14 protein-coding genes are annotated in these 16,359 nt (G+C 68.2%); 10 read left to right on the forward strand and 4 right to left on the reverse strand.

Features of this window, described 5'->3' with window-relative positions:
* Position 1: 1 nt before the first annotated feature.
* On the forward strand, positions 2–1,951 hold the full coding sequence (shc, locus tag ABIB28_RS04175; RefSeq protein WP_354286593.1) for a squalene--hopene cyclase: 1,950 nt from the start codon (positions 2–4) through the stop codon (positions 1,949–1,951).
* Entirely contained in the window at positions 1,948–2,724 is a 777-nt protein-coding gene (locus tag ABIB28_RS04180) for a phosphorylase family protein (protein ID WP_354286594.1), read from the forward strand. The genes shc and ABIB28_RS04180 overlap by 4 nt, the downstream gene beginning before the upstream one ends.
* On the opposite strand, the gene hpnH is transcribed toward ABIB28_RS04180, so the two are convergent.
* Both hpnH and ispH read right to left on the reverse strand, forming a co-directional pair.
* Positions 2,644–3,789: an adenosyl-hopene transferase HpnH gene (gene hpnH / locus ABIB28_RS04185; protein ID WP_133189883.1), complete on the reverse strand. Its 1,146-nt coding sequence runs from the start codon at positions 3,787–3,789 to the stop codon at positions 2,644–2,646. The two genes, ABIB28_RS04180 and hpnH, sit on opposite strands and share 81 nt — an antisense overlap.
* A gap of 8 nt (positions 3,790–3,797) precedes the next feature.
* On the reverse strand, positions 3,798–4,754 hold the full coding sequence (gene ispH / locus ABIB28_RS04190) for a 4-hydroxy-3-methylbut-2-enyl diphosphate reductase (RefSeq protein WP_354286596.1): 957 nt from the start codon (positions 4,752–4,754) through the stop codon (positions 3,798–3,800).
* A 282-nt stretch (positions 4,755–5,036) separates the two neighbouring features.
* On the opposite strand from ispH, the gene ABIB28_RS04195 reads away from it, so the two are divergent.
* The gene (locus ABIB28_RS04195) at positions 5,037–5,642 is read left to right on the forward strand and encodes an ABC transporter substrate-binding protein (RefSeq protein ID WP_133189879.1); all 606 of its coding nucleotides are present in this window, start codon (positions 5,037–5,039) and stop codon (positions 5,640–5,642) included.
* Positions 5,643–5,677: 35 nt separating this feature from the next.
* Positions 5,678–6,700 carry an MlaA family lipoprotein gene (locus tag ABIB28_RS04200; RefSeq protein WP_133189877.1) on the forward strand — a complete coding sequence of 341 codons (1,023 nt, stop codon included), beginning with the start codon at positions 5,678–5,680 and terminating at the stop codon, positions 6,698–6,700.
* A gap of 72 nt (positions 6,701–6,772) precedes the next feature.
* Here the strand turns inward: ABIB28_RS04200 and hpnN are convergent, their stop codons facing one another.
* Together hpnN and ABIB28_RS04210 are read right to left on the reverse strand one after the other, a co-directional pair.
* On the reverse strand, positions 6,773–9,367 hold the full coding sequence (gene hpnN / locus ABIB28_RS04205; RefSeq protein ID WP_354286599.1) for a hopanoid transporter HpnN: 2,595 nt from the start codon (positions 9,365–9,367) through the stop codon (positions 6,773–6,775).
* Entirely contained in the window at positions 9,364–9,834 is a 471-nt protein-coding gene (locus tag ABIB28_RS04210) for a DUF2141 domain-containing protein (RefSeq protein ID WP_133189873.1), read from the reverse strand. The genes hpnN and ABIB28_RS04210 overlap by 4 nt, the downstream gene beginning before the upstream one ends.
* 196 nt (positions 9,835–10,030) lie before the next feature.
* On the opposite strand from ABIB28_RS04210, the gene ABIB28_RS04215 reads away from it, so the two are divergent.
* From ABIB28_RS04215 to ABIB28_RS04240, 6 genes are all read left to right on the forward strand, one after another.
* Positions 10,031–10,732, forward strand: coding sequence for a DUF4129 domain-containing protein (locus ABIB28_RS04215; protein ID WP_354286601.1), 702 nt, complete (start codon positions 10,031–10,033; stop codon positions 10,730–10,732).
* Positions 10,729–11,940 carry a DUF4350 domain-containing protein gene (locus tag ABIB28_RS04220; protein WP_502958216.1) on the forward strand — a complete coding sequence of 404 codons (1,212 nt, stop codon included), beginning with the start codon at positions 10,729–10,731 and terminating at the stop codon, positions 11,938–11,940. Before ABIB28_RS04215 ends, ABIB28_RS04220 begins: the two co-directional genes overlap by 4 nt.
* A complete protein-coding gene (locus ABIB28_RS04225; protein ID WP_189675426.1) occupies positions 11,922–12,902 on the forward strand; it encodes an AAA family ATPase in 981 nt (326 codons plus the stop codon). The genes ABIB28_RS04220 and ABIB28_RS04225 overlap by 19 nt, the downstream gene beginning before the upstream one ends.
* Before the next feature lie 142 nt (positions 12,903–13,044).
* On the forward strand, positions 13,045–14,355 hold the full coding sequence (locus tag ABIB28_RS04230; protein ID WP_354286605.1) for a DUF58 domain-containing protein: 1,311 nt from the start codon (positions 13,045–13,047) through the stop codon (positions 14,353–14,355).
* Positions 14,355–15,380 carry a stage II sporulation protein M gene (locus ABIB28_RS04235; protein WP_354286607.1) on the forward strand — a complete coding sequence of 342 codons (1,026 nt, stop codon included), beginning with the start codon at positions 14,355–14,357 and terminating at the stop codon, positions 15,378–15,380. Before ABIB28_RS04230 ends, ABIB28_RS04235 begins: the two co-directional genes overlap by 1 nt.
* Positions 15,361–16,218, forward strand: a complete 858-nt coding sequence (locus tag ABIB28_RS04240; RefSeq protein WP_354286609.1) for an RDD family protein — start codon at positions 15,361–15,363, stop codon at positions 16,216–16,218. Before ABIB28_RS04235 ends, ABIB28_RS04240 begins: the two co-directional genes overlap by 20 nt.
* The last annotated feature ends 141 nt before the right edge of the window (positions 16,219–16,359 follow it).

Here is a 16,359-nt window from a genome sequence, read left to right on the forward strand (position 1 = left end):
CATGACTATCGAGACGATCGACCGCGCGAGCCTGGTGAACGAGGCGGACGCCACCGCGACCCGTGCCGCGGCGGCTTTGGGTGCGCTGCAACGCGACGACGGGCATTGGGTGTTCGAGCTCGAGGCCGATGCGACGATCCCGGCCGAATATGTGCTGCTCCGGCACTATCTGGGCGAGCCGCGCGACGTCGAGATCGAGCGCAAGATCGGCACCTATCTGCGCCGCATCCAGTCGGCGAGCCATCACGGCTGGGGGCTGTTCCACGGCGGCGCGTTCGACGTGAGCGCGAGCGTGAAGGCGTATTTCGCGCTCAAGATGATCGGCGATCCGGTCGATGCCTCGCACATGGTGCAGGCGCGTGCCGCCATCCACAAGGCGGGAGGCGCTGCCGCGGTCAATGTGTTCACGCGGATCCAGCTCGCTTTGTTCGACTGCGCCGATTGGCGGACGGTGCCGACGCTGCCGGTCGAGCTGATCCTGCTGCCGCGCTGGTTCCCGGTCCATCTCTCGAAGATGTCGTATTGGGCGCGGACGGTGATCGTGCCGTTGCTTGTGCTTGCCGCGAAGAAGCCCGTTGCGCGCAACGTTTCGGGCGTGCGCGTCGACGAACTCTATACCCACAAGCGCGCGCCGCTCGAGAGCCGGGCGGCGGGTACCAAGCGTGCCTGGACCGCGTTCTTCGGCGGGGTCGATGTCGTGCTCAAGGCGGCCGAGCCGCTCTGGCCCAAGCGCACCCGCCGCCGCGCGATCCGGGCGTGCCTCGACTTCGTCACCGAACGGTTGAACGGCGAGGACGGATTGGGCGCGATCTATCCGGCGATGGCCAACAGCGTGATGATGCTCGATTGTCTGGGCTGCCCGGCGGATGATCCGATGCGGGCGATCGCACGCGAATCGGTCGAGCGGCTGCTCGTGATCAAGGACGACGAGGCCTATTGCCAGCCGTGCGTCTCGCCGGTGTGGGATACCGCGCTTGCCGCGCATGCGATGCTCGAGGCGGGCGGCGACGACGCCGAGGCGCGCGCGATGGCGGGGCTGGCTTGGCTCAAGCCGCTGCAGGTGCTCGACGTGAAGGGCGACTGGGCCGATGAAAAACCCGACGTGCGCCCGGGCGGCTGGGCGTTCCAGTACAACAACGCGCATTATCCCGATCTCGACGACACTGCGGTCGTGGTGATGGCGATGGACCGCGCAAAGGATCGCGGTGGCTTGCCGTATGACGAGCCGATCGCGCGCGGTGTGGAATGGACCGTTGGCCTGCAGAGCAAGGACGGCGGCTGGGGCGCGTTCGATGCCGACAATAGCTATCATTACCTCAACAACATCCCGTTCGCCGATCACGGCGCGCTGCTCGATCCGCCGACGAGCGACGTCACCGCGCGTGTCGTGTCGATGCTCGCGCAGCTGGGCGAGACCGATTCGCCGCGGATGAAGGCGGCGCTGACGTTCCTCGAAAAGGAGCAGATGGCCGACGGCAGCTGGTTCGGGCGCTGGGGGGTGAATTACATCTACGGCACGTGGTCGGTGCTGTGCGCGCTCAATGCCGCGGGGCTCGATGCGAAGCATCCGATGGTGCGCAAGGGCGCCGACTGGCTGCTCCACATCCAGAACCTCGACGGCGGCTGGGGCGAGGATTGCGAGAGCTATGCGCTCGATTACAAGGGCTACACGCCGGCGCCCTCGACCGCGTCGCAGACGGGATGGGCGCTGCTCGCGCTGATGGCGGCGGGGAAGGTCGATCATCCCGCGGTCGAGCGCGGGGTGAAGCATCTGATCGCGACGCAGGCGGCCGACGGGCTGTGGGGGCAGGAGAAATATACCGGCGGCGGTTTTCCGCGTGTGTTTTACCTCCGGTATCACGGCTACCCGGCCTATTTCCCGCTTTGGGCGGTGGCGCGGTATCGCAATCTGAAGCGCTCGAATGCGGGCCGGCCGGCGTTCGGGATGTGAGCCTGCTCGTCGCCTGCGGGCTTCACCGCGAGGCGGCGATCATCGCGCGGCCGGGTGTCGTGGTAATCGCTGGCGGCGGGGATTCGGCGCGGCTGGAGCGCGAACTCGAGGCGGCGGTGGCTGGGGCGACTGCGATCCTGTCGTGCGGTGTGGCGGGTGCGCTCGACCCCGCCTTGCGCGCGGGGGATGTCGTGGTGGGCACCCTCCACCACAGCCGTCACCCCGGACCCGTTCCGGGGTCCACCGTGCCGCAGGATTTATCGCCCGAGCACGCGCGGCACGGTGGACCCCGGGACGAGCCCGGGGTGACGGAGACGGGAACTGGGCGCGAATTCATCGGATGGCTCGCGCATCATCTTCCCGAGGCGCACGCTGGCACAATCATCGGTGCGGACAGCATCATCGCTTCCGCCGCGGAAAAAGCGGCGCTCTATGCGCAAACCGGCGCAATCGCCGTCGACATGGAGTCACACATTGCAGCGCGAGTCGCCGCGCGGCACGGCCTGCCTTTCGCGATCCTGCGCACGATCTCCGACAGCGCCGACCACGCGCTCCCGCCGGCAGCGCTCGTCGGCATGAACCCCGACGGCAGCGTCGCGCTCGGCGCGATCCTCAAGTCGCTGGCGACAAACCCCGCGCAGCTCCCCGCGCTCATCCGCACCGGCCGCGATGCCGGTGCGGCGTTCCGTAGCTTAGGCCGCGCGCTGGGTGCGCTTGAAGCCGTCGGGATCGGCCGCCTTGATCTTCGCGAGTTCGGCCTCGACATGCGTTGAGTGGACGTCCTCGGCCTTGCGCGCATGGCTGAGATCGATGTCGGGCGCCATCGGCCCCTCGGTGCGGATGCCCTTGCGGCCGACGGTGAACATCTTCAGCGGATTGCGCACGGCGTCTGCTGCAGCGGTGCCCTCGAAGCCGCAATGCACCATGCAGTTCGAGCACTTTTCATATTTGCCGACGCCGTACTGATCCCAGTCGGTGCCTTCCATCAGCTCGGCAAATGTGGGCACATAGCCCTCGCCGACGAGGTAGCATGGCTTCTGCCAGCCGAAGACGGTGCGCAGCGGCATCGACCACGGCGTGCACTCGTAGGTCTGGTTGCCCGCGAGGAAATCGAGGAACAAGGGCGAGTTGGTGAAGCTCCACGCGCGCGCGCCATCGCCGCGCGAGAAGACGTCGCGGAAGAAGTTCTTGGTGCGCTCGCGCGTGAGGAAATGCTCCTGATCGGCGGCGCGCTCATACGAATAGCCCGGCGAGATGGTGATCTCGACGCCGAGCTCTTCCATGATGTCGAAGAACCCGGCGAGCCGCTCGGCCGATGCACCTTCGAACACGGTGCAATTGACCTGGACGCGGAAGCCCTTCGACTTGGCGAGCTTGATCGCGTCGATCGCGATCTCGTACGTCCCGTCCTGGTCGACGGCGTGATCGTGCATGCCCTTGTCGCCATCGAGATGGATCGACCAGGTGAAGTAGGGCGACGGCTTGTAGTCGTCGATCTTCTTCTTGAGCAGCAGCGCGTTGGTGCAGAAGATTACGAACTTCTTCTTCGCGATATAGCCCTCGACGATGCGCGGCATATCGCGGTGGAGCAAAGGCTCGCCACCCGCGATCGACACGGCGGGCGCGCCGCAATCGTCGATCGCTTCCATGCACTGTTCGTAGCTCAGGCGCTGGTTGAGGATCGCGTCGGGGTAATCGATCTTGCCGCAGCCAGGGCAAGCGAGATTGCAGCGCAGCAGCGGCTCCAGCATCAGCACGAGCGGGTATTTGCCGCCCATGATCTGATTCTTGAGCGTGTAGGCGCCGATGCGCATGAGCGGAGCGAGGGGAAGCGTCATGGCTGTTCCTATGCGCCGACGGCGGCGCGTTTGGTAGGGGCAGGGTCGCGCAGTTCGCGCGGCAGGCCGAATTCGAGCGATTCGACGACGCCCGAGAGTTGCGTCACTTCGACCGGGCCGAGCTTGCGCAAGGCGGCGATCACGCTTTCGACGAGTTCGTCGGGGGCAGACGCGCCTGCCGTCAGGCCGACGCGCTCGATGCCCTCGAACCATGCCGGGTCGATCGCGCTGCCATCGGCGACGAGATAGCTCGGCAAGCCTTCGTCTGCGCCGAGATCGCGCAGCCGCGACGAGTTCGAGCTGTTTTCCGAACCGACGACGAGGATCAGGTCGGCGACCTTGCAGAGATCGCGCACCGCACTCTGGCGGTTCTGCGTCGCGTAGCAGATCTCCGACACGTCGGGCCCGATCAGGTTGGTGAAACGTTCGCCGAGCGAGGCGATGACGTTCTTGGTGTCGTCGACGCTGAGCGTGGTCTGCGTGATATAGGCCATCGGCGTATCGGTCGGCAGGTCGAGCGCGGCGACATCGGCCTCGGTCGAGACGAGATGGACCGGCGCATCGACCTGGCCGCGCGTGCCGACGACTTCGGCATGGCCTTCATGGCCGATCATCACCAGCGTGCGGCCGTTCTTGGCGTAGCGGCGGCCCTGCAGATGCACCTTGGTGACGAGCGGGCACGTCGCGTCGAACACCGGGAGCTTGCGCGCCTTGGCCTCGTCCTCGACCGAGCGCGCGACGCCGTGCGCCGAGAACACCGTCATCGCGCCCTCGGGCACGTCGGACAATTCCTCGACGAACACCGCGCCCTTGGCACGCAGCGTATCGACGACGTGGCGATTATGGACGATTTCGTGGCGGACATAGACGGGCGCACCGTAGCGATCGATCGCCCGCTCGACGATTTCGATAGCCCGTACGACCCCAGCGCAAAAACCGCGTGGGTTGGCGAGAATGACCTGCAAACACCGTTCCTTCCGTCCGCTCGAATGCCGAACCGGGCACGAACGCCCTACAGCATTCGCGCTAATCCGTCATCTATGCCTCCCAGATAGCTATCTTAGCCGCGTTGCAACATGAGGGGAACGCAAAAAAGCCGTCGGCTGGGGGCGGCGCCGCGACGAACGTCGTGCAACCCGCCCGGCACGAGCGCGTTCATCGCCGCTACAGCCGTTTGTGCTAGCGGCAGGACAGTGGTACCGGCGCTGCCCAGGCGGCCCCCCGGAATATCCCAATAGGAGCTTTCGATGACGTTTTCTCTCAGAGTGATCGTGCCTGCCGTGGCGCTTGTCCTCGCTGCGCCACTCGCCGCCCAGGCCAATGACCCTGCGCGCGCGCCGGTCCAGACGCTCGACGACGGCCTGCTCGCGATCATGAAGGGCGGCAAGGCGCTCGGGACCGCGGGCCGCGCGGCGCGGATCGGGCCGGTGGTCGACCAGACCTTCGACGTCGCGCTGATCACGCGGCTGTCGGTCGGTCCCGACTGGCTCAAGGTCGCGCCGGCCGATCAGACCGCGCTCGTCGCGGCGATGCGGCGGCTGACGGTCGCGCAATATGCGGCGAACTTCGACAGCTATGGCGGCGAGAGCTTTAAGATCGATCCCGCCGTCGAGACGCGCGGAACCGACAAGGTGGTGCGCACGACGCTCGCCGCGCCGAAGGGCGACCCGGTCGCGATCAGCTATCGGCTGCGCCAGAGCGGCGGGTCTTGGCGGATCGTCGATGTCTATTACAAGAACGCGATCAGCCAGCTCGCGACGCGCCGCGCGGACTTCGCGACGATCTTCGCCAAGGGCGGGGCAAAGGCGCTGATCAGCCACCTCAACGATCTTTCGGCCAAGGGCGGACGCTGATCTTGCGGCTGCGGGGGACGAGCAGTGCGATAGCGATGGCGCTCGCGCTGTTCGTCGCACCCGTGGCGATGGCGCAGGACGTCGCGGCGCCGGTAGCGGTCACGTCGCGTGCGGCAGCGCCGGCAGCGGCGCCTGCCGTGGCGAGCGAGGCGCGGCCGCGGCATCACCGGACCAAGGGCGATCCGCTCGAGGGCTTCAACCGGACGATGTTCTCGATCCACCAGTTCCTCGACCGGATCGCGTTCCGGCCGCTGGCGATGCTGTACAAGACGGTGGTCCCCAAGCCGCTGCGCACCGGGATCCGGCACGTCTTCTCGAATGTCGGCGAGCCGTTGGTGTTCGCCAACGACATGCTGCAGCTGAAGCCCAAGCGCGCGATCAAGACCGTCGGGCGCTTCCTCGTCAATTCGACGATCGGGATCGGCGGCGTGCTCGACGTTGCCAAGACGCGCGAGTTCAACCTGCCGCATCACGACAACAGCTTCGGCACGACGCTCGGGCATTACGGCCTGGGGCCGGGGCCCTACATCTTCCTGCCGCTGGTCGGCCCGAGCGATTTCCGCGATTTCGGGGCGGGCATCGCGCAGGGGCAGACCTATGCCTTCACGATCGGCACGCCCTTCGACCGCGCCGAATATCGCGTGTCGGAGGCGGTGCTGACTGGGCTCGATCTGCGCGTCGAATCGGATGGCGCGCTGAAGGCGCTGCTCGGCGGCGCGATCGATCCGTATGCGACACTGCGCTCGGCCTATCTGCAGGACCGCGCGGTGAGCATTGCCGAGAGCCATGGCGCAAAGGCTGCCGCAGCGAGCGCGCTCGACGATCCGTTGACCGATCCCGCGGCGGATCCGCTGGTGGATCCGGCAGCAGGGGCTGCGCCGGCGAGCGCGACTCCGGCGGCCAAGCCCGACGATTTCCCGGCGGATCCGGCGGCGGCGCCAACGCCGCCGTCTGCGGAGAAAACGCCGGTCGATGATTTTCCGGCTGATCCCGCAGCGCCGGTCAACCCGACGCCGTCGGTTCCCCCTGCTCCGGCGACGACCGCCGTCCAGCGATAGCGTCGTCGGGCGTCGAGCGCGCCGCCAGCCTCAAACCATCCCCCTCCCGCAGGCGGGAGGGGAGCAAGCGGGCTACGCCTTCTTCGCCCGCGGCGGGCCGAGCAACGCTGGCTCGAAGATCAGCGCGCACACCAGCGTCCACGCTAGCGAGATCATCAGGATCTTGCCCATGCTCGCCGTCCCCGGATGGTGCGACAGCCACAGGCTGCCGAACGCGCTACCCGTCGCGAGCGCGCTGAACAGCACCGCGCGCGCTAGGCTCGATTGCAGTAGATCGGTCGCGCCATCGCGCCACGCCATCACGAAATAGATGTGGAACGCGACCCCCACGCCGAACAGCAACGGGAAGGCGATGATGTTGGCGAAGTTGATCGGCTGCCCGATCAGCACGCAACTCCCGAGCGTCAGGAAGCCCGACAGCACGACCGGCGCGAGCGTGAAGGCGACTTCCTTCGCATCGCGCAACACGACGAACAGCAGGCCGCTGACGAGCACGAGCGCGAGGATGCCCGCCTCGACGAACGCCCACGCGACCGTCCCCGCGGCTTCCTGCGTCGCGACCGGCAGGCCGCTGGCGGTCGGCGCGACCGCGCGGACCGCTTTGGTGAAGCGGCGCAGCACGGCATTGTCGTTGCTATTGCCCTTGGGGAAGACCTGGACGAGCGCGCGGCCGTCCTTTGATACCCAGTCCCCCGCGATTTCGGGTGGGAGCGTCGCACGCGTCACCGGCTCGGCCTGGAGCGTCGCGCGGATCTGGTCGAGCATCGTGCCGAGCGGCGTGACGAGCAGCGCGCTCGCCTGTGTCCGTTCAGCGGGCGCGGCGCGCGCCAAGCGATCGAACGCCGTCGCAAGCCGGCGCGCCTCGGCCGCGGCGGCACCGGGATGCGCAGTCGCGCTCGCGCGCAATTCACCCGCGACTTTCATCAAAGCCGTCACCGATTCGGAATCGCTCGGTGGCGGCGTCACGTCGAACGGATTGACCGCGGCGTCGAGCAGCAGCGCGGCATCCTGTACGATCGCCAGCTTGGCGGGCTGATCCTCGGGCACGAACCCGTCGACCGACACCGCCTCGGCAACCTCGGGCAAGCTCCGCAGCTTCGCCGCGAGCGCTCTTGCCGCATCGGCATTGGGCGCGAGCACGTTGATCGTGTTGGGCGTGCGCAGTGGATCGCGCATCAGGTCGGTCAGCGCGACCATTGCCGGCCCGTCCTTGGCGCGCAAATGCAGCGGGTTGAAGTCGAACTGAACGAAGGGGAGCAACGCGATGCTCCCCGCCATCGACGCGGCAAATGCCCACAACACGGTCTTGCGATGCGTGTGCAGCCAGCGGTCGAGCGGGGCGGCCGCGCTGAAGCCGACTTCGCGCCGCGGCGCGCCGGGCTTGAGCAGCATCAGCATCGCGGGCAGCAGCGTGACGCTCGCCACCAGCGCGACGACCATCCCGAGCCCGGCGATGATGCCGAGCTCGGCGATGCCGATGTAATCGGTCGGCAGGAACGCGCCGAAGCCGAGGAACACCGCCCCCGCGGCAAGCGCGAGCGGCGCGCCGAGCGCGGTCGCGGCACGCTGGAGGGCTGCCCCGGTATCGGCGCCGTCGAGCCGCTCGGCGTTGAAGCGGACCGAGATCTGGATGCCGAAATCGACGCCGAGACCGACGAACAGCGGAATGAACGCGACCGAGATCAGATTGAGCGCGCCGACCGCGAGCAGCCCAAGCGCGGTCGTGACCACGAGCCCGGCAACGATCGTCACGACGATCCCCGCGACGATCTTCACCGAGCGCGTCGCGAACCACAAGGTCAGCAGCATCGCGGCGGCCATCACCAGCCCGACAAAGCCGATATTCTCCTCGAGCGTCGCGAACTCCTCGTCGGCGAGCGGGACTTCGCCGGTGGTGCGCACGCTCACGCCGTGCGCCGGATCGAGCCCGAGCTTGCTGGCCTGCGCGACGATCGCAGCGACGGCGTCCTCGCCGGGCTGCAGCGCGCCGTAATCGAGTTTGGGCTGGGCGAGGATCAGGCGCCTACGCGGCGGCGTGGCGCCCGAACCCGGCTCGGCGAACAGTTCCTGCCACGAAAAATAGGCGGGTTTGCCCGCCGCCGATGCGTCGAGCGCAGCGGCTATCGTCCGCATCGGCCGCGCGATCCGCGAGAGGGGTACGTCCCCGCGCTCGACTCCGGTCAGCATCGTCGAGAACGCAGCCGCGATCCCGCGCAGCGACGGATCGCTAGCGAGCGGCCCGAGCAGCGGCTGCGCGCCGATCAGCGCCTTGGTCGACGCCTGCACCTCGGCGGTCGAGCCGAACAACAACCCTTCACGGTCGAAATAGGCGCCGCCATCGGGGCGCTGGACGCGGCGGAAATGCGTCGTGTCCGCAGCGAGCGCGGCGGAGAGCTTGGCGGTCGCGGCTTCCGCGAGTTCGGGGGTCTTGCCGTCGACGATTACCAGCAGCACGTCGGACAGCTGCGGGAACGCGGTCTCGACCGCTTTCTCATTCTGTCGCCAGGCGATCTTGGGCGAGATCAGCGCCGCGGTATCGGTGGTCATCGCGAAATGACCCGCGGCAAAGACCGCCGCCCCCGCGACGAGCGCGAGGCACAGGCCGAGCACTGCGAACGGACGCCGCACGCCGAGCGCGACGAGCTGCTGGAGCAAGCGGGCGATCACTTGGCGGGCGCGTTCGGGCCGATGAAATAGCGCAGCTTCAGCCGGATCGTCTTTTCCTGCCCGTCATAGTCGAACACGGCTTCCTCCCATTTCGGCGCGGCGAGCTTGATCTTGGCATCGTTCGAGAAGCCGACGCCTTCCTTCGGCACGCCGAACACCGCGCGGTCGAGCTTGTTGTTGCCATTCTGGTCGTAATACACCTCTGCGGCATAGCGACCCGGCTTCAGGCCACTCACCGTTACGATGGTCTGGCCAAGCCGCGCGGGCGCTTCGCCCGAGATCGGACAGTCCTTGAGATACTGCGCTTGCGTGCAGAGATCGACATGGACGCGACCGGTGCGATCGCGGACGTTGTCGACCGCGATGTGGAGCTGTCCGCTCGACCCCTGGCCGGCGGTCAGCGCGAATACCGGCAGCGAAACGATCAGCAGCTTTGCTGCGCGCGGAAGCGAAGAGAAAGGTTGCATGGCGGCCCTTTAGACCAGATTGGGACCGGAATGAAACCGGCTGGTCGGGAGCGTTTGCGGGTGGTGCGCTGAACCCCGGCTTAAGCCGTTCCGCACTGCAACACGGCGACCGATACGACCGCGATTGGCGATTGCGCGGCGGTCGGGTTGCTCTACTCTTGTGCGCACCGCAGCAGCGCGTCGCAGAGGAATATACGTGAGCGAAGGGACATCGCAGGTGGCAACCGCCACCGACCGCTTTGCCGCCGCCCACGCCGCGCTCAAGGCCGATCCTGCGGTGCAGTTCACGCTCCAGCGCGCGCCGCCGCCGCCACATCCGCCCGAATGGTTGGTCCAGCTCGGCAAATGGCTCGGCAAGCTGTTCGAGCCCGTCGGGCGCGCGTTGCTGTGGATCGGTTCCCGCATGCCGCATTGGCCTTATGCGCGGATCCTGTTGTGGGGCGTGCTGGCGCTGGTCGCGATCGCGATTCTCTGGGCGGTGTATACCCGTGTGCGGCATGGCGAATGGCGCTGGCCGCGCTTCGTGCGGCGGCGTCCGACCGTGTCGCAGCCGATCGATGAAGCCTGGGCACCCGACGCAGCGCCGGTCCACGAGTGGCTGCGCGAGGCCGATCTGCTTGCGGCGGAAGGGCGCTACGCCGAGGCAGTGCATCATCTGTTGCGCCGCTCGATCGACGATATCGCGCGCCGCCGTCCGCAGCTCGTCCGTCCGGCGCTGACCAGCCGCGAATTGAGCGCATCGAGCGCGATCCCGTTTTCCGCCCGCGACCTGTTCGCCGGGATCGCGCGGCTGGTCGAGCGCAGCCTGTTCGGCGGGCGCCCGGTCGATGCGTCGGACTGGACGCAAGCGCGCGCCGCCTATCGCGACTTTGCGCTACCGGGATCATGGCGCGAATGAGCGACGTCACGGTCAGCGGGGCAAGTGGAGCGAATGCGTTCAGCGTGCGGACCGTCGCGATCCTGCTCGCGGTCGGCATCTTCGCGTTCATCGCGATGCTCGTGCTCGGTGCCTATGCGCCCGATCTGCGCTCGGGCCGCGACGGGCGCGCGCACGCGCTGTCGAACGCGGCGGTCGGCTATAGCGGGATCGTGCGGCTTGCCGAGGCGACGGGGCGCAACCCGCAGATCGTCCGCAATCCGCGGCAGCTGGCGGGCGAGGATCTCGTCGTGTTGACGCCCGAATCGGGCGCGACCGACATGACCAAGGCGCTTGCCGCGCGCGGGGCCAAGCCGACGCTTGTCATCTTGCCGAAATGGCGCACCTCGGTCGATCCGACGCATACCGGATGGGCGCGCTTCGTCGATTTCCGGGATGTGGATGATGTCGAGCGCGTCCTCGCGCCGCAATACAAGCTCAAGGTCACGCGCTACGCGAGCGGCGGGCGTCCGCTGCGCGCGCTGTCGTGGATGCCGCGCAGCATCGCGTTTGCCGCGCCGCGCCCGGTGCAGACGATCACCGGCCTCGACGTGCGTCCGATCCTGACCGACGCCGACGGGCATGTCGTGCTGGGCCAGATCGGTGGTGGGCCGCTCTATGTGCTCGCCGATCCCGATCTGTTGTCGAACATCGGCATGCGCGACCCAGCGCAGGCGCGTGCTGCGCTCGAGTTGCTCGACTGGCTCAATTCTACCGGCGCGAAGACGATCACCTTCGACGTCACGCTCAACGGCTTCGGCGCATCGCCGAGTCCGCTCAAGCTGCTGTTCGATCCGCCGTTCCTCGCGATGACGCTGACGCTGGCGGCGGCGGTGCTGCTCGCAGGCGTCCAGGCGACCGCGCGTTTCGGCCCGGCGCGGCGGCGCGCGCGCGCGATCGCGTTCGGCAAGACTGCGCTGATCGACAATGCCGCAGCACTCGTCCGCAAGGCCGGGCGGCAGGGGCGACTGGGCCCGCGCTATGTCGATCTGGTGCGCGAGCGCGCCGGCGGGGTGTTCGGCGTGCCGGCGCGGCTGCAGGGTGAGGCGGTCGACGGCTATCTCGACGGCCTGAGGGGGCGGGCGCGTTTCAGCGCGCTGGCGGCAGAGGCACAGGCGGCGCGCGATCCGCGCGCGATGCTCGCGGCGGCGCAAGCGCTGCATCATTGGTTATGGGAGAAGACGCGGTGACATTCGAAACGGTCGAAGACGTGGCGGCGCTCGGCGTGGCGATCCGCGACGAAATCGGCAAGGCGGTGGTCGGGCAGGAGCAGACCGTCGAGATCCTGCTCGTCGCGCTGTTCGCGGGCGGACACGTGCTGCTCGAAGGCCCGCCGGGGACTGCCAAGACGCTGCTTGCGCGGAGCTTCGCAAGGGTGGTCGGGCTCGATTACGGGCGGATTCAGTTCACGCCCGATCTGATGCCGGGCGACATCATCGGCGCGAACCTGTTCAACTTCCAGACGAGCAGCTTCACGCTGACGCGCGGGCCGATCTTCACCGACCTGCTGCTGGCCGACGAGATCAACCGCACCCCGCCCAAGACGCAGGCGGCCTTGCTCGAGGCGATGCAGGAACGCACCGTGACGATCGACGGGCAGAGCCTGTCGCTCGGCGAACGCTTCATGGTCGTCGCGACGCAGAACCCGATCGAGCAGCAGGGGGTGTATCCGCTGCCCGAGGCGCAGCTCGATCGCTTCCTGTTCAAGCAGACGGTCGATTATCCGAGCGCTGCCGAGGAACGCCGGATCATCGCCGCGCACGGCAGCGCCGCGCACGCGATGGAGCCCGCGGAATGGGGCGTCGCGCAGGTGTCCGACGCGGGCGTGATCGGCGCGGCGGTCGCGGTGGTCGGGCAAGTGCGGCTCGCCGATGAGGTGATCGACTACATTACCGCGCTGATCCGGGGGACGCGCGATGTTGCCGATCTCGAGAGCGGTGCGTCGCCGCGTGCGGGCGCGATGCTGGCGGGCGCGGCGCGGGCGCGGGCAGCGCTCGACGGTCGCGATTTCGTGATCCCCGACGATGTGAAGGCGCTTGCGCCGGCGTTGCTGCGGCACCGGCTGATCCTGTCGCCGGCGGCCGAGATCGACGGGCGCGCGATCGAGGATGTCGTGAGCCACATCATCGATACGATCGAAGCGCCGCGGTGATTCTGCGCGCTCCCCCCATCCGCCGTCACCCCCGCGAAGGCGGGGGTCTCGCTTCTTCTCCGACGGTGGGAAGAAGCGGGATCCCCGCGTTCGCGGGGATGACGGGGGCGGGCGTGGTGCGCGTGCAGCGGCCAATCGCGCAGTGATCTACCCCACGCGCACCGCCGTCCTGGCCGCAGCAGCTGGCGCGCCGGTGGCCTTGCTGATCGCGGTGGCGCTCCCCGGTCGCTGGTATGTCGGGCTCGCCTGGCCGATCGCGGTGCTGCTGCTCACCGCGTTCGATGCTTTCAGCGCGCACCGCACCGCGACCGCCAGCCTTTCGGTCCCGACGACCGCGCCGGTCGGCGCGATGGTCGATGCGACGATCCGCGTTGCGATTGCCGGGGGGCGGCCGCCGCGCAGTGCAGAGGTAGCGCTCGATGGCGGACCGTTGCTCGCGCTCGAGAATGATGGGCGGCTGTGGCTCACGCTGCACGACGGGCGCGGCGAAGCGCTGCTCCCGCTCACCACGCTGCGGCGTGGCACCGCGCGAGTCGACCGACTGTGGCTGCGGTGGCGCGGGGCCTTCGGCCTCGCGTGGCAACAGCGGATCCTCCCCGCCGACGTCACGCTGCCGATCCTCCCCGACATCCGCGCGCTCCACGACCGCGGCGCGCAGATCTTCCAGCGTCACGCGCTGTCCGGCCTGCTCGCGCAGATCGACCGCGGCGACGGCACCGATTTCGATGCGCTGGTCGAGTTCCGCTCGGGGATGGACCGCCGGTCGATCGACTGGAAACAGTCGGCGCGCCAGACCAAGCTCCACGCCAAGGAATATCGCAGCGAACGCAACAACCAGATCGTCTTCGCGATCGATTCCGGGCGGCAGATGTCTGAGCCGGTCGCGGGCCTGCCGCGCGTCGATCGCGCGGTGTCGGCGATGCTGCTCACCGCCTGGATCGCGTTGAAACTCGGCGACCGCGTCGCGCTCCACGCGTTCGATTCGCGGCCACGGATCGCGAGCGGGCTGGTGTCGGGAATGCCGGCCTTCGCCAATCTCCAGCGGCTCGCCGCGGCGATCGATTATAGCGGCGAGGAAACCAACTACAGTTTCGCGCTGACCACGCTCGCCGCAAAGCTGACGCGGCGCTCGATGATCGTGCTGTTCACCGAATTTACCGACCTGACCTCGACCGACTTTCTGGTCCGTGCGGCGGCCCGGCTGCTCAAGGGGCATTTGCTGCTCGTCGTCGTGCTGCGCGACGAAGAGGTCGAGCGCCTTGTCGACGCGGCGCCGACCAACGCCGACGAAGTGACGCGCGCCGTCACCGCCGCTGCACTGCTGCGCGATCGAAAGCTGGTGCTCATGCGGCTCCAGCATCTCGGCGTGCATGTGATCGAAAGCGCACACGACCGCGTCGGCGAGGAGCTCGTCGCGGGCTATGTCGCGCTGAAACGCAGGAACCTGCTCTGATGGCCACCGCTCTCCTCGCTGCGCAACCTGCCATGGTCAACGCCAGCCGCTTCCGTGCGGCGCACGACGCCGACTGGCAGCGGCTCGAAGCGCTGGTGACGCGGATCGAGAAACGCTCGATCAGGGCGCTGAGCGACGACGATCTGCTCGCTTTGCCCGTGCTGTACCGCACAGCCCTGTCCTCCTTGTCGATCGCGCGCGAGACGTCGCTCGACCGCGCGTTGGTCACCTATCTCGAACAGCTGTGCACGCGCGCCTATTTCCAGCTGTACGGCGTGCCGACCTCGGCGGTGCGGCAATTGCGCGTTTTCTTCACGCAAACATGGCCCGCCGCGGTCCGCGCGCTGTGGCGCGAGACGCTCGTCTCGCTGCTGCTGACGGTGGCGGGCGCGGTCGTCGGCTATCTGTTGGTGCGCTCCGATCCCGGCTGGTTCTTCGGGCTGGTCGGGCAGGGGATGGCGGGCGGGCGCGATCCGTCGGCCTCGGTCGAGACGCTGCGGGGCACGCTGTACGGCAAGCATGACGACATGCTGACGATCTTCGCCGCCTATCTCTTCACGCACAACGCGCAGATCGCGATCTTCTCGTTCGCGCTGGGCTTTGCCTTCGCAGTGCCGACGGCGTTGCTGATCGCGTATAACGGGCTGATGCTCGGTGCGTTTTTAGCGGTGTTCGTGCCCAAGGGACTGGGCTTCGGCTTTGCCGGCTGGATCGCGATCCACGGCACGACCGAACTGTTCGCGATCATCCTGTCGGGTGCGGCGGGGTTCCGCATCGGCACCGCGATCGCCTTTCCCGGGCGCGCGACGCGCGGCGACGCGGCGGTGCAGGCGGGCAAGACGGGCGCGACCGTGATGGGGGGGGCGGTCGTGATGCTGCTCGTCGCCGGGCTGCTCGAAGGGATCGGGCGGCAGACGGTGACCAACGATCTCGCGCGCTATGCGATCGGCTCGGTGATGCTCGTCGGCTGGCTGCTCTATTTCTATCTGCCGAGGAGTCGCCGCGATGGCGTGGCTGCGGCGTAAGGCGCGCAAGACGCCGCTGTCGCTGCGGCGCAGCTTCGTCACGCCCGAGGGCGTCGATCTGCGGATCGAGCTCGGCAGCGCGGGCGAGCGCGCAGGCGCGTTCGTGATCGACCTGCTGGCGATCCTCGTCGTGCTGATCGTCGCGACGATCGCGATCGCGTATCTCGCCTGGGCGAGCCACCAGGGCGCGTTTGCGGTGCTGTGGCTGCTCGGCTTCTTCGTGCTGCGCAACGGCTGGTTCGCGCTGTTCGAGCTGAGCGGGAGCGGGGCGACGCCGGGCAAGCGGCTGGTCGGCCTGCGCGTCGTCGCGCGCGACGGAGCGCGGCTGACCGGCGGCGCGGTGATCGCGCGCAACGCGATGCGCGAGATCGAGCTGTTTCTGCCGCTGAGCTTCCTCGGCAGCCAGGCGGTGCATGGCTGGGCCGACAGCGCGCTGACGCTGTTCGCATTGGGCTGGAGCGGCATCTTCCTGTTCTTCCCGCTGTTCAACCGCGACCGGCTGCGCGTCGGCGATCTGCTCGCGGGGACGTGGGTCGTGCACACGGTGCGCGGGAAGCTCGGGTCGGATCTGGTGGTGCCGGTCGAGCGCGAGCGGCGCGTGTTCAGCGAGGCGGCGCTCGGGCTGTACGGCGTGTACGAGCTGCAGATGCTCGAGGAAGTGCTGCGCGGCGGGAGCGAAGAGGCGATCGTCACCGTCGCCGCGACGATCCGGCGCAAGGCGGGGCTGCCCGACGACCACGACGATCGCGGCTTCCTGACCGATTATTACGCGGCGCTGTGCGGGCGGCTGGAGCGCGGGCTGCTCGTCGGGCGACGGCGGGCGGACAAGTTCGCGTGATCCCCCATCCTTCGTCACCCCGGACTTGTTCCGGGGTCCACCGGGATACGCGTGCTGCCGCGGAAGCGCGCGCGGAACGGTGGGCCCCGGCACAAGGCCGGGGTGACGGTGGGGAGGCGTGTCTGTTGAACCCCTATCCAG

The sequence above is a fragment of the Sphingomonas sp. UYEF23 genome (genome assembly GCF_040546165.1).
In the GTDB taxonomy this organism is placed as follows: Bacteria; Pseudomonadota; Alphaproteobacteria; order Sphingomonadales; family Sphingomonadaceae; genus Sphingomonas; species Sphingomonas glacialis.

Excerpts from the sequence above, each read along its gene's own strand:
- ABIB28_RS04200 (WP_133189877.1), top strand. The coding sequence starts at position 5,678 with ATGGCGCTCGCGCTGTTCGTCGCACCCGTGGCGATGGCGCAGGACGTC.
- shc (WP_354286593.1), top strand. The coding sequence starts at position 2 with ATGACTATCGAGACGATCGACCGCGCGAGCCTGGTGAACGAGGCGGAC.
- hpnH (WP_133189883.1), bottom strand. The coding sequence starts at position 3,789 with ATGACGCTTCCCCTCGCTCCGCTCATGCGCATCGGCGCCTACACGCTC.
- ABIB28_RS04240 (WP_354286609.1), top strand. The coding sequence starts at position 15,361 with ATGGCGTGGCTGCGGCGTAAGGCGCGCAAGACGCCGCTGTCGCTGCGG.
- ABIB28_RS04225 (WP_189675426.1), top strand. The coding sequence starts at position 11,922 with ATGGGAGAAGACGCGGTGACATTCGAAACGGTCGAAGACGTGGCGGCG.
- ABIB28_RS04220 (WP_502958216.1), top strand. The coding sequence starts at position 10,729 with ATGAGCGACGTCACGGTCAGCGGGGCAAGTGGAGCGAATGCGTTCAGC.
- ABIB28_RS04235 (WP_354286607.1), top strand. The coding sequence starts at position 14,355 with ATGGCCACCGCTCTCCTCGCTGCGCAACCTGCCATGGTCAACGCCAGC.
- ABIB28_RS04195 (WP_133189879.1), top strand. The coding sequence starts at position 5,037 with ATGACGTTTTCTCTCAGAGTGATCGTGCCTGCCGTGGCGCTTGTCCTC.
- ABIB28_RS04210 (WP_133189873.1), bottom strand. The coding sequence starts at position 9,834 with ATGCAACCTTTCTCTTCGCTTCCGCGCGCAGCAAAGCTGCTGATCGTT.